The sequence below is a fragment of the Nostoc sp. genome (genome assembly GCF_036917515.1).
Lineage (GTDB): Bacteria > Cyanobacteriota > Cyanobacteriia > Cyanobacteriales > Nostocaceae > Nostoc.
On record NZ_JBALDE010000053.1, the window covers coordinates 1 to 17810 of the forward strand.

Here is a 17810-nt window from a genome sequence, read left to right on the forward strand (position 1 = left end):
ATCACAGGAGTAAGGTTTCATTCTACAGGCACTTAGACGTTGATATACTCCATCATCCCATACTGTATTGCACTCAAGCAGGAACTGCTATAATCCTTACTCAAAATTCAATCTCTCAAAATAGTGAACTATTTTCATAACTATTGATGTGATAACTTCTATCTAAGGAGTGATATAGCTAACAAGCTAAATGAAGTAAAAATAGTATGCTAAATCACATGAGAATGTATTGTATGAAATTCAATTATGTTGCAAAACAACTTTCCACAGTAAAACGCTGGATGGCTACAACATTGCTTTGTCTGTTAGCGATCGCTTTCGTTTGGCAAGGTGCATTTTTCTCCAACACCTCAGCAATGGCTGCTCCTGCTGGAACCTTGATTGCCTATGATGATGCAGATCGCGCTCAAGACAAAGCTAGTAGAGATGCAGGACGAACCAAAAATTTCATTGATGATACAGCAGATAAAGTTAAGGAAGCTGCCAAGAGCAATGCCAGTAAAGTTGACCAAGCAACAGACAATGATAGCCCTATTGGACGTAAAGCCAAGAATGATGCCGCTACAATTCAGAGAAGAGCAAATGAAGATGCATCTCGGACTAAAGAAGCAGTAGATAACACAAAGAATGTTGTTGAACGTACTGTAGAAAACATTAAGGATGCTTTTGGTCAATAGAGATATAGATATAGAAATCCTATTGAATTCGTAAAAATCGAAAGCTTTAAATTTCCGATTTCTTTAAGAAGTCGGAAATATTGTTATTTACAGATAGTTAAACATGATGGTAGAGTAGCACAGCTAGCGGCAGCATCTCTACAGGGGATTGTAGTTAAAGCCTCCTTTACAATTGGAGACTTTTAACCAGATATAGAATTGATTTACTAAATAAATAAAGTTAGATAAAGTAATCAAGTAGCTTTAGATACATATTTGTCACAGTTATAAGAACTAGTACTCAAGTAAAAACTATAATTTACCAGCAATTATGCTAGATATATAGTTATAAAGAAAATATTTGACTTTCTTTTGTACTAACTTAAGCTGGCAAAATTGAATAATCTGCTTAGGAAACTTCCGCAAATTGCTTTTAAAAAACTTGTTTTTCTATACGCATTGCAGGCTATATTTAAGTAGCATTACTCATTAAAAAATGTGTTATAACTTTAACTGATTGCGACCTTATTTGACGAATTGTTAATGGTTAACAGATTTTTCACCATTATCAATTAAGAAGTTATACTTTCCACTACAACTTAGTAACAATGTAAGAGTTTGATTCTGTGTACAACCCGACCGTGGGAAAATCAAAATACCGAGACTCGAAGTTAGAGAGGAAAACCTTATAATATGCATCTGAGCGAAATCACCCATCCTAATCAGTTGCACGGTTTATCTGTTCGCCAACTGCAACAGATTGCCCGTCAGATTCGAGATAAGCATCTTCAAACAGTAGCAGTTAATGGTGGACACTTGGGGCCAGGGTTGGGTGTTGTCGAATTAACACTAGGACTTTACCAAACACTGGACTTAGATCGGGATAAAGTTATTTGGGATGTAGGACACCAGGCTTATCCTCACAAACTGCTTACAGGACGTTACGATCGCTTCCACACCCTAAGACAAAAAGACGGAATAGCGGGTTATCTTAAGCGGGGTGAAAACAAGTTTGACCACTTTGGGGCTGGACACGCTTCTACAAGTATTTCAGCAGCATTGGGCATGGCTTTAGCGCGAGACTTGAAAGGAGAAAAATTTAAAGCCGTTGCTGTGATTGGCGATGGGGCACTGACTGGCGGCATGGCTTTAGAAGCCATCAACCACGCCGGACACATGCCGAAAACCAATCTGTTGGTTGTTCTCAACGACAACGATATGTCCATATCTCGCAACGTCGGCGCGATTCCCCGCTATCTTAACAAAATGCGCCTTAGCCAACCGGTGCAATTTATTAAAGATAATCTTGAAGAACAGTTGAAGCAAATTCCTTTCGTTGGTGAATCCCTCTCACCCGAACTCGGACGCATCAAAGAAGGTATGAAGCGCTTGGCTGTTCCGAAGGTAGGTGCAGTTTTTGAAGAACTCGGTTTTACCTACATTGGGCCAGTGGATGGACATAATCTTGAAGAACTAATTGCCACCTTCCAACAAGCACATCAGATACCAGGCCCAGTTTTGGTACACGTGGCAACAGTTAAAGGCAAAGGTTATGAAATTGCCGAACTAGATCAAGTTGGCTACCACGCCCAAAACCCTTTCAACGTCGCAACTGGTAAATCTATTCCTTCTAATAAACCCAAACCTCCGGCTTATGCCAAAGTCTTTTCTCACACTTTGGTGAAACTTGCCGAACAAAACCCAAAAATTATTGGGATTACTGCGGCGATGGCAACAGGGACAGGTTTAGATAAACTTCAAGCAAAACTGCCCAATCAATATGTTGATGTCGGCATTGCGGAACAACACGCAATTACTCTAGCAGCAGGACTTGCAAGCGAAGGGATGCGCCCTGTTGCAGCTATTTATTCCACCTTCTTGCAACGCGCCTACGACCAGATAATTCATGATGTCTGCATCCAAAACCTGCCAGTATTCTTCTGCTTGGATCGGGCGGGAATCGTCGGATCTGATGGCCCCACGCACCAAGGTATGTATGACATTGCCTATCTACGTTGCATTCCCAACATGGTAATCATGGCCCCCAAAGACGAGGCAGAACTGCAAAGCATGGTAGTAACTGGCGTTAATCATACCAGTGGGCCGATCGCAATGCGCTACCCTCGTGGCAATGGCTACGGCGTTCCCTTGATGGAAGAAGGCTGGGAACCTTTGGAAATCGGTAAAGGCGAGATTCTGCGTACAGGCGATGAGGTGTTAATCGTCGCTTATGGCACGATGGTCTATCCAGGAATGCAAGCTGCGGAAATTCTCAGCGAACATGGCATCGAAGCAACTGTAATTAATGCCCGTTTTGTTAAGCCTTTGGATACTGAGTTGATTTTGCCTTTAGCGAAGAAAATCGGCCGTGTTGTCACCTTAGAAGAAGGTTGTATCATGGGTGGTTTTGGTAGTGCGATCGCCGAAGCTTTATTAGATGCAGATATTCTCGTTCCTGTCAAGCGATTCGGTGTTCCAGATGTGTTAGTAGATCATGCTGAACCTAATGAATCTAAAACAGAATTAGGTTTAACTAGTCATCAAATAGCAGAGAGAGTTTTACAGGCTTTCTTTAAGCAGCAAGTATCTGCTGTTGTTTAATTAATTCTTTGTAGAATGAATCGTCCACACTTGTGACTCAGGTGTGGGCGATTTGCTTATGAAAACGGCAAGTTTAATATTAAAAATATCATGTTCGGTTAAACCTTAGTCAATTACCGAAAATGATCAAGTATTAAATAATTACTGAAATTTATTTTTATTTTTCTATTATCTGTATACTTAATCTGGTTAATTACTAAGCTCATTATACCATCAATTCAATAGTAGCATCAAGTCAGTAGCAAGCGATCACTTTATAGTTTTCATGGGTTAAACGAGTAAAGTTTAACTCTGTATTTTGTCGTACTTTTTTTAAATAGATTGATTAAGAGTGAAGAACAACATAATAATTAATATTTAATATTAATTATTGAATTTACAAAATTATGTAATAGATATTGCATGATATGTCAAATTTTGTCTGCACCTTTTAAACCTAAAAAAAGCACAGTAAAACTATGGCTATTTAAGGAACAAACAAGAATGATAATTTAGTTGGCACTTCTGGAAATGATACTATTCAAGGCTTAAATGGTAATGATACCCTTTCTGGACTAGGTGGAAATGATCAATTATTAGGTGGTTATGGAAGTGATACTTTGTATGGTGGTGCAGGTAACGATCAATTTGTCTTAGAGTACTTTGATGCTTCTGTTGCTGCTAAAAACCAAGACATCGTAATTGATTTTCAGAAAGGAGCAGACAAAATTGATCTGAGAACTCTTGGCATCAGTGACTTCAATACTATCTCACTTCTAACAAGTGAAGATACAGATACTAACGCCATAATTAGCACCCGCTATGACTTCTATGATGGTGATTATTATTATCGACTGAAAATCAATGGCATTCGCAAAAGTCAATTGCAAGCCAGTGATTTTATTTTCAACAGTGCAGTTGTCACTAACAATCAATTTGTCAATGCTAGTAATGCACATATTGTCTTTAGCCAAAGTAGTGGTAGCCTATTCTATAATCGGGATGGCAATCTCCTGGGCACGGGAATAGTATTTGAGTTTGCCCGTTTAGGCAATCCTAATATTACTTTGAATAGTAGCAATTTTAGCCTGATTGCCTAGAACACCAATTCAGTAATCTTAGAAGAACCCCAACCCCTCTTTGCCTCGGAAAGGGGCTAGGGAGTTAGGTTTTGCTCATACAAATTTTCCCAGTGCCCAGTTCAATCAGCGTTGCTGATTGAAAATATGAATTAGCCTCATGCAAAGGTGCAAAGGTACAAAGAAAAAGAAGCTTATTTATAATTAATAATTCATGTGAAAATTCAGACAGTTGGTTCCTGATATTTAACTCCTCGTTTTTGGTGACGGTTATCAGCAACGATATGATAAACAATGCTGCGTAATCGATTGATTGCACCAACCGGACGATGCACTGCTAAACCATTCGCAGGGGAAAAACTGAGATTTTCCCCAAAGTCACTTTCTTTAGGAGAATTAACCTTTTGATGCTTAACTGTCAGGCGACCAACTGTAAAGAAGGGTGATTCCTTTTCATTCCAAACAATGGTAGTATCATCAATTGACATCTCTGGGCTGGTTTGAAATTGGATTTGAAAGTCCCAACAATATTGGGCATCAGGCTTTGCTAAAGCTTCAATAATATCTTCTCGGTAGTAATTGTCCTCTGAACCTGAAGCTTTGGCACGCTGAAGCTCACTTTCTGGTCTGGACTCTAAAGGAAGTTGTTGATGAGGTGGTTGACTGGAAACTGGAGTAAATCCATATTTAATCACAACCGGATATTCCACAGGAACTCGACCTGGTTGAGATGAATCGAAATTAGATTTGAGTCCCAAAGAATATGCTGAAGCACTCCAATAGCGTTCTGTGAGCAAACTTTTGGGAAAACGTTTGAAACTGTTTTTTAGAAGTGTAGCTTCGTAGGGATGCGACTTTAGCCATAAAACCACCAACAGCTTAAAAAGCGGAAACAGCCCTGCTCGATAAACTGTCAAGAAAAAGCTATGGAAGTCTTTGATAGTTCTAACAAAAAAGAATTCGGTATTGTGAGTAATAATATCTTGGGTTTTCAACTCGTGACTTTGCGGTAGTCGTTCTCCTTCTACCCCTACCACTTTCACGGACATGGAGCGCGTATCTCCTTCATAATCATTCTTGACTGAAAACGCACCATTTGCAAATCGTAGCCAAACTGGATATTGTTTCGGTTTGGCAAATAAACCTTGTTTTAAAGAAATGGCTTGAAGTTGAGCTTGGGTTAATGAGGCGCGTTTGCTCAATTCTTGCTTAATTGCTGCTTCATCAAAGTCAAAAATTTCTAAAGTTCCTTGTACAGCAGCGTTGGTTTTAGAGTGGGTATCTCTTTTTGCAGTTTTTTTCTTCTCACCGCCGTAAAGATTATCCATGTTCTTTTTGACTAGCTCACTCATGAAAGCGCAATATTTGGCTTCGTCTTTTTCTGGATATTCGGTAAATAGTTTCATTTTTTTAAAGATAGGATTAATTAGAAAATACTTTATGTATCTTTAACAATTAGGGTATGTTTTCTCATTCGTAACACACCCACACTTATCAGGTAATCAAACTGGCTGCCAATCTTGACGATAAAAAGAAATTCTATAGTTTTTACCTTGAGGAATATTGCGATGCACCACTTGGGACAGGGTTTTTGTATTCTGAATTTCTTTCCAACCTACTGGTGAAAAAGTTTCTGGATTGAAGATATTTTCCGCTAGTAGAGGATTGGTAAACGCTTGAGAAAAAGCATCAATTCCTATTAATCGTCCGACTAAGGGTGGTAAAGCTGAATTTGGTCGTAAATCTTCTGCATAAAGACCGACGTACAACTCAATATTATCTACATGACGATACAATCGTTGCAGTTCTTTTTGGACTTTTTTATCACTACTAATCTGATTGAAGTTGGTTATGCGGGGATACTTGCATAATTCCCGATAATCGTTATAGCTTCTTAATTTTGCCTCACGACCCATGCGAATACTAGCTATTTCGGTGGGAATAAGAAATTCTGGTGTGTTAAATAAACTCAGTTGCGCTGCGGGTTGGGAACAACTTTCTTCAAAGATGGCTCCTAATCCCTTGTTGATAATCATGTCGTTGTTCCACATCGAGGCAGGCATGGGAAGCTTTTGCCCGTTATGTATTAAAGTATCGGGTAGCATACTATGCCAACGATAAACTAAACTAAATTCTACCGACATCCAATTATGCCGATACCACTTTTCATCAGTAAATGCAAGGGGATCGGTGAAAATTTGAAAATGATAGGGAGTTATGTGGTTAATGTAATCTTCTAAAACAATCTTGAGAAATTCAGCCATGACAATATTTCTTGCCGTTTGGAAAAGGCGTTCATCGTCCCAAGTTGGATAATTTTTTGCCAAGAGATCGCATACGCGATTATGTTCCCTTAAGGAAAGAACATTCAGCATGACATAGCCGATTTGCACATTTGCTCGTTCTACTTCCAACCCCATCGCAAACAATTTCTGTTTTTTTTCTGGAGGGAACGTTTCTGCTTTTGGGGTGGACTCATCGGTGTAAAGATGGGGCAACCCTCTAAATTCTTCTTTGGGTTTTCCATCTTCATCATAGTAAAAGAGAGGATATTCTTCTCCATTAAGAATTTGGCTTTTTAGCTTACCGCCTTGATACGATCGCAGCAAATGTGTAATCTTTGGATTTAACCCATAGACATTGCACAAATCGATGTGGTGGTTGGAACTATTCCTGCGTGGATCGTGGCGATCGGTTCTAAGAAAGCTATCTGTAAACCATTGAACAAAATAGGGGAAAATTAGAGAGGATTTAGGCGAGTATTTCGTTTTCCCAGTTTTACGATATAAAATCTCCAAATCTTGAATTGGCGGCAGATTTTTCTCAAACTTTTCCGCAGGTGTTAAATTAATACCGATATAGTTTTCATTAGTCAAGGGTTTCCAATCTAGTGGTGGTAGTTGGAGTCCTGAATATGTTCGATCGATTAATGACTCCCAGGATGTATAGGGAGACATTGTACTAAACGGATATGGACGAGTCGGAATTTTTAAGATGGCATTGTTAGTGAGAGTTTTGTTTACTTTTCTAGCAAGACCTGGGTTGTTTTGAATAAAGTTCCAAATTGGTTTAAAGCCGGTTAAAACAGCCGTCTCAAGTTTGTTTCTAAACCCATCTTTTGATGTGTCTCTTTTTGCGGTCATAATTTCTCCTTTAAAATCGCTTGTTGACTTAATCACTTGCTTCTATTTAAAAAGAAGGCTTATTTCTGCTAATGGTTTTGGCAAGACTAAAACATTAGTAGGAGGGCTAAAGCAGCAGGCACTCCTGGAAACAACATTATTAATAAATTAATTCAGTTTATCGATAATCTTTTGTAGATTTTTCGGTCGATAGTCCTTGCGACTTTTCAAACGGTTGATCGTGCTTTCATGAATATCTTCAATGACATCCCCCACCTCACGAAACTTGATTCCAGCCAATTTAAAGAATCCAACATCGTTCTTAAAGTCACATTTATAATTGGGGTTAATGCCTGTCGGAATCACACTTGGATCTAAGTCAAGCCCCAATCCCAGAACACCGACCGAATCAATCATCCACTGTAAGGCAGCATCTGATAACCCGCTGTATTCTTCGGTTCCACCGCCAACGCAACCATGCCCACCTGGAAACCACTTTTGAATCACCCGCTGATTTTCAGCTTCGGGATGCTTTTTCATCGGAGTTACATCAAAGACTTCGCGGATTTCGTCGATCGCCATCGCGTGCAATGCATTCTGAACATATTTGTTTAAAGTAGTATCATGGAATCTGTACCGCTTATTCAGCTGCTCGTGCAACTTGCTGAAAGCGGGCATCCCAGGAATCCCAAGGGCACCTACAGTGTCAAAACAACCAAGCAAGGTGATAGGGACGCGCTCACCGTAAGTTTGACGGTATTCTACAGCTTCCTTATCCTTGGGTTTAATACCCCGGTTACGGTAAAGCTCGTAAGCTTCATGTGCTTTGGTGACATGGGGGCGGTCTAAAAGACCGGAGCAATAGATCATCCCTGATAGACTCCTAACTGTGTAAGCACCGCGACTGAAGCCGAACAGATAGATTTCGTCACCAGAAACATAATTGAGACTCAGAAATCGGTAGCAATCTTCTATATTTCTATCGATTCCTAGTCCGGTAGCTCCCCCTAAAATTTTTTGACTTTCGGTTCCAATGCCTTCGTCATAAAATATGATCTGGGTAACACCGTCATTGGCGATCGGTTTCACAGATTGAGCTAATTTAACCACATTGCTTGGGTAAGGACTTATTAATTGTTGCCAGGTTCCATCACAGCAAATAACAATACGTTTCATAGTTCTATTTCAAAGCCTTTGAGTAATTAGATCAACGATGTTGTTAATTTGTTAAACCATTGATTACTAACTAAGTGAAAGAAGATTTTATGAGAGCGATCGCACTCGCAGCAGCATCACTCAAACTTTGGGCTTCATCTTTCATCGAAGGACTAGTATCGATGACGATCACTAAATCAACAGCAGGTATATAACTTACTTGTTTATTCATACTTGGTTCCTTTTTTTCTTTTGGAATAAACTAAATAATTTTATACTTGAAAACGAATAATAATTTTCAATATAAAAAATTAAAACCTAGTCTTAGATAATAGTTCACTCATTTTAGTTATTTATTAAAGCACTTCATTTTAAATAAAGCAATTACATAAATGTTATATATTTAACCTGTAACTAAGATATTTTAAATGTTTTGGCATAAAATTAACATTTTGTCAATACATAAAGATCATAACTAGCCTTTCAAAATGAGTAAAAATTTTGGTTAAGAAAATCTTCTTTAATCTTTTTACTGCATATTCTATGTGTACTTAAAATTAAAGAAGTTACTTAATTAAGGTAGAAAATGCTGTAGTTAATGAAATTTGGTTTTTAAAATAAAATTATCAGTATGCATTAAAGTAAAAAATGTTGCTTATTTACTAACAACCTATTGCTATGACACCTTCCACAAACCAGGTTTATCCCGTTATTTGGCATAATTACTCAGTGTCACTGATCGATCAAACCCGTCTACCCAACGAATATACATTTGTAGAAATTCACCGCAGTGAAGATATGGCGCGGGCGATTAAAACCATGATTGTGCGAGGTGCGCCTGCAATTGGTGTGGCTGCGGCTTATGGAATGTATCTTGGTGCAAGAGAAATTGCAACAAGCGATCGCCATGAATTTTTGCAACACTTAGATAAAGTAGCCCAGTTGTTGCGTTCTACTCGTCCGACGGCAGTAAATTTATTTTGGGCAATTAGCCGGATGATGAAAACTGCCTACGAAACGCTGGGAACGGTAGAAGACATCAAGCAAACCCTTTTCCAAACAGCCCAAGCAATCAATGCTGAAGATTTGCAAACCTGTCAGGCAATCGGCGACAATGGTTTAGCAGTTTTACCGTCTACCCCAGAAAAGCTGACGCTGCTTACCCACTGCAACGCTGGGGCGCTAGCTACTGCTGGATATGGCACAGCCTTGGGTGTTGTGCGTTCTGCTTGGAGGGAAGGACGTTTAGAACGGCTTTTTGCTGACGAAACCCGTCCTCGCTTACAAGGTGCAAAACTCACTGCTTGGGAATGCGTGCAAGAAGGGATTCCAGTGACATTAATTACTGATAATATGGCAGCCCATTGCATGAAACAGGGTTTGATTCATGCTGTAGTTGTGGGTGCTGATCGCATTGCCGCTAATGGCGACACTGCCAATAAAATTGGTACGTATAGTGTTGCGATCGCAGCTAAAGCACATAATATCCCCTTCTTTGTGGCTGCGCCCCTTTCCACCGTTGATTTTGAATTAGCCGATGGCAGCAAAATTCCCATTGAAGAACGCGAACCAACAGAAATCTATCAAGTTGGTGATACCATTCTCACACCTGAAGGTGTAGATTTTTATAACCCCGCTTTTGATGTGACTCCAGCTGAATTGATTACAGCCATCATTACAGAGAATGGAGCGATCGCACCTGATAAATTAGCAAAATCACAGTTAAAGCAATTAGTGTAATTGAGTTTGACGAACCCCTCCCTGTCTTTAACTCTAACTTTTCACGGGATTTGGAAAAGGGAGTGGTTCAAATAATAGTTCGACCGCTTCATTATTTGATTTGGGAACCTTCGGCGTTAGTTGGAATATGGAAATGCGGATTGAACCTTACGAAACTCATCAACTTGATGCAGTCATTTGTCTTTCGCTTCGAGCATGGGCTCCGGTCTTTGATTCGATTCAGAAAGTGATGGACTTTGATGTTTACCGAGAATTCCATCCTGATTGGCGTGTGAGCCAGCAAAATGCTGTCAAGGGTGTCTGCGGTGCAGAGGACACAAATGTATGGGTTGCGATCAATGCTGATTCAATCGTGGGCTTTGTAGCCGTGAAACTAGACTCGAAGACCAGCATGGGTGAAATCTACATGGTCGCTGTCGAACCAGACTTTCAAGGTCACGGAATTGGCAGCGCTTTGACACAATTTGCTCTTGATTGGATGAAAGATGCTGGGATGTCTGTTGCTATGGTCGAGACCGGAGGCGATCCCGGTCATGCTCCAGCACGTCGCACTTATGAAAAGCTCGGCTTCGGGCTGTTACCGATCGCCAGATACTTCAAGAAGCTCTAGGTACGCAGGGATTGAAACTGTCTAAGAGGTTGTTTGAAAAGTGTTTCGCTATGACTTTAGGCACTTTTAGATCCCCCCTAACCCACGCCAATCGCTCATGCAGGAAACCCCCTTCTCTACAAGACGCTCCGCGTTCGCAAAGCGTCTTGTAGAGAAGGCGCTAGCCTCTCCCTTTGGGAGAAGACCGCACTTAAAAAGTGGGGAAACGGAATTAAAAGTAAAAACTAAACAGCATTTATCAGCAATTTTTTCAATAATTTTATCTAAACTTCATATTTAGACTAAATTCAATAAGCAAAGTCCGCAATTACTTACTCAAAATAAGCTTTGACTTACTCAAAACAAGCTTTTGCTTTCTCATTTTGGTGTTTTCCGCAAGTAAAAGAAGCTTTGACTTACTCAAAACAAGCTTTTGCTTTCTCATTTTGGTGTTTTCCGCAAGTAAAAGAAGCTTTGACTTACTCAAAATAAGCTTTTGCTTTCTCATTTTGGTGTTTTCCGCAAGTAAAAGAAGCTTTGACTTACTCAAAATAAGCTTTTGCTTTCTCAAACCCTAGTTTGCTTTCTGATTTTGGTGTTTTTTACAAATAAAATGCTATTTCGCTTTTTTAAAATGGTTGATTTAGTAAAAATACTGACCTGGCGAATAGAAATTGTCAGGGCTTTCTCAAAATTATTTGGTCATTCGATTAAAAACCCTAGACAACGAACAAATAACAACTAAAAGTTAAACTATAGCGGTTCTCAAATGGAAGCAATACACTTTGACCTCTCTCCTCCTTTTAGGCTACGGTGTACACAGAAGTCGAATTACACCCCTTAATCTCCTCAATGCATTGAGAAAAAAAGAAATCTAGTTCCCTCACGCCACTTGCTACCCTGCGGGAATGCTAAAAGCGAACAAGTCGGGCAAAGCTGCCCAACGCAGTGGCTCCTCAATACATCGAGGAGCCACTGCGGTCTTGGGGTTTCCCCAAGTGGAGCAAGTGGCGTGAAGGTTAGGGTGGGGTAAAACCCTAGTAAATCAGCTATTTCAGACTTGTGTGTACGGTAGTAGCTCCGACTCAAAGAGGGACAGGTTTTGTGTAGTAAAACCTGCGAGAGGTCTTTTTATTCGACTAATTAACCCTAGTAAACTTAACCAAAATGCTGAATAATTGCCTCGGCAAATTCAGAACATTTTAAGGGTTCAACTGGCGGTTCTAACAACCGGGCTAAATCGTAGGTGACTTGACTACTCGCGATCGCATCGCTTAAACCTTTCTTAATTAGGTCTGCGGCTTCTTGCCAACCCAGAAATTCCAGCATCATCACACCAGATAAAATCACTGAACCAGGATTAATCCGATCTAAGCCAGCGTGTTTGGGTGCAGTACCGTGGGTAGCTTCAAATATCGCACTAGAATCACCAATATTTGCCCCTGGCCCCATTCCCAATCCCCCAACAATGGCGGCGGCGGCATCAGACAAATAATCGCCGTTCAAGTTCATCGTCGCCAAAATCGAATATTCATCTGGTCTGGTTTGGATTTGTTGAAAAATACTGTCAGCAATCCGGTCATTTACCAAAACTTTATCTTTCCATTTGCCCTCGCCGTGGGTTGCCCAAATTGAGTTAAGAACAGTTTCAACTTCCTTGACAATTTGTGCTTTTTTATCTTCAGTAAGAGCATCAAACCCAGGATCAATCTCGCGGGCGTTTTCTTCCAAGGAAATATTCGGATTTTTTTCCTTGTTACTCAAAATCCAAGATTCCCGTTCAGTGACAGTTTCTTGGCGAAATTCACTGGTTGCTAGTTCATAACCCCAGTCGCGGAAAGCGCCTTCGGTGTACTTCATAATGTTGCCCTTATGCACCAAAGTCACTTGTTGCTTGTGTTTGGGCAATAGCAAAGCGTGTTTAATGGCACGTCTAACTAAGCGCTGGGAACCAGTTTTGCTGATGGGTTTGATGCCAATACCAGAATCAAGAGGAATGCGTTTTTTCCCATGTTCTGGGGTGGCTCTTATCAGTTCTTCATTGAGAATTTTAATTAAGCGATCGCCGATTTCGCTACCTTGTCGCCACTCAATGCCTAAATAAATATCTTCCGTATTCTCTCGATAAACGATAACATCTAGCTTTTCCGGATTTTTGTGGGGTGAAGGCGTACCTGCATAGTAACGGCAAGGACGCACGCAGGCATACAAGTCAAAAATTTGCCGCAGTGCTACATTTAAAGAACGAATTCCCCCCCCAACGGGAGTAGTCAAAGGCCCTTTAATAGCAACACCATATTCTTCAATTGCTGTGAGAGTATCTTGAGGTAAATACTGGTAAGTACCGTATAAATCACAAGCTTCGTCCCCAGCGTAAACCTTGAACCAGCTAATTTGACGCTGACCCTTGTATGCTTTGGCTACCGCAGCATCTAGCACTTTTTGAGTAGCAGGCCAGATATCTATACCTGTACCATCGCCCCGAATAAAGGGGATAATTGGATTTTCTGGTACGATTGGTTCACCATTTTTGAAGGTGATTTTTGCTCCAGTTGTGGGGGGGGTAATCTTGTCGTACATAGTTCACACACTCCTAATCGATACGCTGCTAGTCAAAAAACCTTATGTGGCAGGCTTGTATATTTTGCTGTACCTTTTATTTACCAAGCCATAAGGCGCAGATTGTCCCCCTATTCCCCTTGTACATTATTTGGGGATTAAGTGTGGGATTCAGTGAAGCGATCGCAATTTTGTACGATCAAAAATAGTAAACTACTTTTCGCTACCAGTGCTTCACTTTAGAGAATGCCCGATAGCTTACCGCTCTTTCACTGACCGCTAAAACGAGAATGGCATGACAGACCCAATGATTTTATCAGGCCCTGCAAATGACATCGACTCCCTCCGACAACCATTAATCACTGGGTCTGAAAGAGTCCAACAACAGATAATCCCACAGTTAGCTGAGTTGGGTAATGAGGGATTAGACGTATTGATGGAATTTTTACTGAAACGACGTGAGAACCCACCGACTTGGGTTGATGGCAAAGCTTACCAAGTCCTTTATAACTCTGATGCACCTCAAGCCAAAGAATTTCTACGATCCTGTTTTCCTGAGGGAATTGTACCTCTAAAATCAGAATGCGGGATTAACTACAATTCTTTGCAACAGCTACTTGCTGCTCAAGACTTCCAAGCCGCTGATCGCGTCACCATCGAAAAAATGTGTGAACTATCAGGGCCAACGGCTGTACAACGAAAATGGTTGTATTTTACTGAGGTAGAAAATACCTCGGCTGTTGACTTACAAACCATTAATAATCTTTGGTTAGTCCACTCCGAAGGTAAATTTGGTTTTTCAGTGCAGCGAGAAATCTGGTTAAGTTTGGGTAAAAATTGGGAGAATTTCTGGCCGAAAATTGGCTGGAAAGCAGGTAATAACTGGACGCGATACCCTAACGAGTTTACCTGGGATTTAAGTGCGCCTAAAGGTCACTTACCCCTTTCTAATCAACTTCGGGGAGTACGAGTTTTTGCTTCTTTACTTTCTCACTCAGCTTGGTCGAAGAATCCAGAAAAATAATTTTGAGCCTACGGACAAATAGACTATGATCAATCCCACCAACAGAGAATTCTACGTGATTATTGAACGGAATGAAGATGGCTACTATGTCAAAAAAATACCTCAGCTACAAGCCTGTTATAGTCAAGGAGAAACAATTGATGAGTTGATGACTAACATGAAAGAAGTAATTGAACTTTGTTTAGAAACAAACAGTGATGAAAAAATACTAGAATTTATAGGTATTCAAAAGGTAGTACTTTAATGCCAAAACTACCAGTTTTAACAGGTAAAACAGTTATTAACGCCTTTGAGAAAATAGGATTTCAAGCGGTGCGTCAAAAAGGCTCTTATATAGAAATAGAACGTAAAGATGGGCGCTTAATAACTATTCCTGTTCATGCTGGTAAAACAATAGGTAAAGGATTACTACGCAAAATACTACGCGATGCTGAACTGACCAGGGAAGAGTTTATCGCATTGCTGGAATCATCGAGTTGGGAAGTTTTTTACCAATTCCAAAAGCACAATATCAAATCAGATAATGGCCAACGTTCGTCTAGAAGATATTAAGCGTAGATTCAATAACGTCACCGCTATCGAGGACATTACCTTTGAAATTCCCGATGGCGAGTTTTGGGTTTTAGTCGGCCCATCAGGTTGTGGTAAGTCGACAATTTTGCGAACGATCGCCGGTTTAGAAACCGCTACATCTGGTAAACTCTTTATTGGCGATCGCTTGGTGAATAATATCCCAGCCAGACAACGAGATGTGGCGATGGTGTTCCAAAACTACGCTCTCTATCCTCACATGAGTGTGGCGCAAAACATCGGCTTTGGCTTAGAAATGCGGAAGGTTGACCGAAAAATCATTCAAGAACGGGTGATGAATGTGGCGCAATCGCTTTCTCTCGATCACTTGCTGGATCGTAAACCTAAACAACTCTCGGGGGGACAGCAACAACGGGTGGCATTAGGGAGAGCGATCGCTCGTGAACCTCAAGTATTTTTACTTGATGAACCTTTATCTAATTTAGATGCCCAATTGCGCGATGATACCAGGGCAGAATTGAAACAGTTACATCAAGAATTAGGCATTACAACTATTTACGTTACCCACGATCAAGTTGAAGCGATGACTTTGGCTGATAAAATTGTCGTTTTAAATCGAGGACGTATTCAACAAATTGGCGATCCCCAAACTATTTATGCAAATCCTGCTAATCAAATGGTGGCAGGTTTTTTAGGCAGTCCGCCAATGAATATTTTGCCTGCAATCTATCAAAACAATGGTTTTGATGTGAGTGGACAGTTATTAGCGATTCCAGCAGTTGTAAATGAAAAATTACACTTGCGTCAGGGACATAGTTTTGATTTAGGGATTCGTCCAGAGCATATTAAAATCAACACTGACTCAGAACGGGTTGAACCCCCTGCTACCGCTAACAGTACTCAAAACTCAGGACTATTATCGGTTGAAGTTAAAGTTGTGGAACCTTTGGGAAGAGAAACTTTGATTCGTGCTGGTTTACCTGGTTCGGCGGTGATGTTGAATATTCAGGTAGGCGGTGATATGCGTCTTCGTCCAGGCGATCGCCTTTCTCTACAGCTTGATTTAAATCAGTTGTTTGTATTCGATCCCAAAACTGGGGACAGAATTTTATAAAGAGTTTCTTAAACTGCCAGAAGTAATCGCTAATTTCTAATTTTTTGTAGCCAAAATCTAAGAAAATGAAAACTACAATATAGACTCAATAGATTCGCTGCAAAAACTTATATGACTATTAATCGACGCCATTTCTTGGTTTTACTTACATCGGGTGCTGGTGCTTTTGCATTAGACGCTTGTGCATCGGCAGAGAATTCTTCTCAGGGAAACACTGCAACTTCTAACACAACACCAAATATAGCAGCAAATACAACACCAAATACAACAGCAAATGCAACGGCAAATGCAACACAAAATACAACAGGGGCTATTCAACTACCACCTTTACCTTACGCTTACGAAGCACTGGAACCACACATCGATACCAAAACGATGCAATTTCACCATGATAAACACCACGCAACTTATGTAAAAAACCTGAATACAGCGTTAGCCAAACACCCAGAACTCAAAGGCAAAACTGTTGAAGAAATGTTGCAAAAACTTGACAGTGTACCAGAAGATATTCGCAAAACAGTACGTAATAATGGCGGTGGTCATGTCAACCACTCAATGTTCTGGCAAATTATGAAACCGAAAGGTGGGGGAGAACCAACAGGAAATATAGCCACCGCGATTAATCAAAATTTTGGCTCTTTTGCAGCTTTCAAAAAACAGTTTAACGAGGCTGGTGCTGGTCGTTTTGGTAGTGGTTGGGTTTGGTTAGTGCGTAACAAGGGTGGCAAGCTAGAAGTGACAACTACAGCTAATCAAGATAGTCCCTTAAGTGCAGGTAAATATCCCATTCTGGGTAATGATGTATGGGAACATGCATATTATCTCAATTATCAAAACCGCCGCGCCGATTATTTAGATGCTTGGTGGAACGTGGTTAATTGGGATGAGATTAACAAGCGGTTTGCAGTAGCAAGCAAATTTGCCTGAAACCAGACAACAATTTAGAATTGTAGACACTTAAAACTGGCAACAGAAACAATATTCTGCTGCCAGTTTTTTGATGTGATAAGCTAATCGTCATTCATTTAGATATTTTGTAAAAGTTCCTAACACCTACCTTTTAGTAAGGGAAGGGGAGACAAAGCGTAGCTTTGGCTGGGTAGGGTTATTATTTGTGATTTCTGCAACAGGTCTATTTTTTAAAAATGATTCGCTTTAATAATCAGTTTCCTTGAACCATTGCAGTCATTTTTTTTATTTTTTGGAATTTAATATAGCTTGATTTTACGTAAAAAATATGAAGATATCTCAACAAATATTGTAAGTAATTTTACACGTGTAGTGCTAATATCACTTGTACCAACAAAGGTTATATAAGATTGCAATTTTAGATTTCATTATCACAACGCCTAAAACTTAGAATCTTTCTTTAAATGTCCAATTTGAATAAAAACATTGTTGAGTCATTTTAATTATAAGGAGAATATTCTTATGAAGATTGGTTGCAAATTATTCACGGTTGCTTTAGCTGTTCCATTTTTGCTTGGAATTTTAAATTCTAAAGCACAAGCTGAAGTTACTAGACAATGGGGCGTAGGTGGCGATATTCCTGTTCCCGGTGATTATGATAATGATGGTAGAACTGATTTTGCAGTCTGGCGACCGAGTGATGGTACTTGGTATGTAATTAACAGTTCTACAGGTGTAGCAGTTACTAGACA

At 40.1% G+C, this 17810-nt stretch carries 16 protein-coding genes and 1 pseudogene; 11 read left to right on the forward strand and 6 right to left on the reverse strand.

Going from position 1 to position 17810, the window contains the following annotated elements; translation table 11 throughout:
* The first annotated feature begins 233 nt into the window (after positions 1–233).
* The 3 genes and pseudogenes from V7K89_RS06715 to V7K89_RS06725 form a co-directional block, all read left to right on the forward strand.
* Entirely contained in the window at positions 234–677 is a 444-nt protein-coding gene (locus V7K89_RS06715; RefSeq protein ID WP_335185524.1) for a hypothetical protein, read from the forward strand.
* 672 nt (positions 678–1349) lie between these two features.
* Positions 1350–3257, forward strand: a complete 1908-nt coding sequence (gene dxs, locus V7K89_RS06720; protein ID WP_335185526.1) for a 1-deoxy-D-xylulose-5-phosphate synthase — start codon at positions 1350–1352, stop codon at positions 3255–3257.
* A gap of 482 nt (positions 3258–3739) precedes the next feature.
* Positions 3740–4336 (forward strand): annotated as a pseudogene (locus tag V7K89_RS06725) (M10 family metallopeptidase C-terminal domain-containing protein); the annotation flags it as partial.
* A gap of 203 nt (positions 4337–4539) precedes the next feature.
* Here V7K89_RS06725 and V7K89_RS06730 read toward each other — a convergent pair.
* The 4 genes from V7K89_RS06730 to V7K89_RS06745 form a co-directional block, all read right to left on the reverse strand.
* Entirely contained in the window at positions 4540–5721 is a 1182-nt protein-coding gene (locus tag V7K89_RS06730) for a catalase (protein ID WP_335185528.1), read from the reverse strand.
* Between the two features lie 96 nt (positions 5722–5817).
* Positions 5818–7458: a peroxidase family protein gene (locus V7K89_RS06735; RefSeq protein WP_335185530.1), complete on the reverse strand. Its 1641-nt coding sequence runs from the start codon at positions 7456–7458 to the stop codon at positions 5818–5820.
* 147 nt (positions 7459–7605) lie between these two features.
* Positions 7606–8613, reverse strand: a complete 1008-nt coding sequence (locus V7K89_RS06740) for a DUF2235 domain-containing protein (RefSeq protein WP_335185532.1) — start codon at positions 8611–8613, stop codon at positions 7606–7608.
* A 70-nt stretch (positions 8614–8683) separates the two neighbouring features.
* A complete protein-coding gene (locus tag V7K89_RS06745; protein ID WP_335185534.1) occupies positions 8684–8824 on the reverse strand; it encodes a hypothetical protein in 141 nt (46 codons plus the stop codon).
* Positions 8825–9270: 446 nt separating this feature from the next.
* Between V7K89_RS06745 and mtnA the strand changes: the two genes are divergently transcribed.
* Both mtnA and V7K89_RS06755 read left to right on the forward strand, forming a co-directional pair.
* A complete protein-coding gene (gene mtnA / locus V7K89_RS06750; RefSeq protein WP_335185536.1) occupies positions 9271–10332 on the forward strand; it encodes an S-methyl-5-thioribose-1-phosphate isomerase in 1062 nt (353 codons plus the stop codon).
* A 133-nt stretch (positions 10333–10465) separates the two neighbouring features.
* Positions 10466–10942 carry a GNAT family N-acetyltransferase gene (locus V7K89_RS06755; RefSeq protein ID WP_335185539.1) on the forward strand — a complete coding sequence of 159 codons (477 nt, stop codon included), beginning with the start codon at positions 10466–10468 and terminating at the stop codon, positions 10940–10942.
* A gap of 307 nt (positions 10943–11249) precedes the next feature.
* On the opposite strand, the gene V7K89_RS06760 is transcribed toward V7K89_RS06755, so the two are convergent.
* Positions 11250–11492: a hypothetical protein gene (locus V7K89_RS06760; RefSeq protein ID WP_335185541.1), complete on the reverse strand. Its 243-nt coding sequence runs from the start codon at positions 11490–11492 to the stop codon at positions 11250–11252.
* 587 nt (positions 11493–12079) lie between these two features.
* Positions 12080–13501 (reverse strand): NADP-dependent isocitrate dehydrogenase, encoded by a 1422-nt coding sequence (locus V7K89_RS06765; protein ID WP_335185543.1) that lies wholly within the window; start codon positions 13499–13501, stop codon positions 12080–12082.
* 274 nt (positions 13502–13775) lie between these two features.
* On the opposite strand from V7K89_RS06765, the gene V7K89_RS06770 reads away from it, so the two are divergent.
* The 6 genes from V7K89_RS06770 to V7K89_RS06795 all read left to right on the forward strand — a co-directional run.
* A complete protein-coding gene (locus tag V7K89_RS06770; protein WP_335185544.1) occupies positions 13776–14504 on the forward strand; it encodes a GUN4 domain-containing protein in 729 nt (242 codons plus the stop codon).
* A 25-nt stretch (positions 14505–14529) separates the two neighbouring features.
* Entirely contained in the window at positions 14530–14748 is a 219-nt protein-coding gene (locus V7K89_RS06775) for a type II toxin-antitoxin system HicB family antitoxin (protein WP_335185547.1), read from the forward strand.
* Positions 14748–15056, forward strand: a complete 309-nt coding sequence (locus V7K89_RS06780) for a type II toxin-antitoxin system HicA family toxin (protein ID WP_335185549.1) — start codon at positions 14748–14750, stop codon at positions 15054–15056. The genes V7K89_RS06775 and V7K89_RS06780 overlap by 1 nt, the downstream gene beginning before the upstream one ends.
* Complete coding sequence (locus tag V7K89_RS06785; protein WP_335185551.1) at positions 15028–16149, forward strand: ABC transporter ATP-binding protein; 1122 nt, start codon at positions 15028–15030, stop codon at positions 16147–16149. The genes V7K89_RS06780 and V7K89_RS06785 overlap by 29 nt, the downstream gene beginning before the upstream one ends.
* A 111-nt stretch (positions 16150–16260) precedes the next feature.
* Positions 16261–17076, forward strand: coding sequence for a superoxide dismutase (locus V7K89_RS06790; protein ID WP_335185553.1), 816 nt, complete (start codon positions 16261–16263; stop codon positions 17074–17076).
* Between the two features lie 504 nt (positions 17077–17580).
* A partial coding sequence (locus tag V7K89_RS06795) for a hypothetical protein (RefSeq protein ID WP_335185555.1) occupies positions 17581–17810 on the forward strand: 230 nt, incomplete at its 3' end.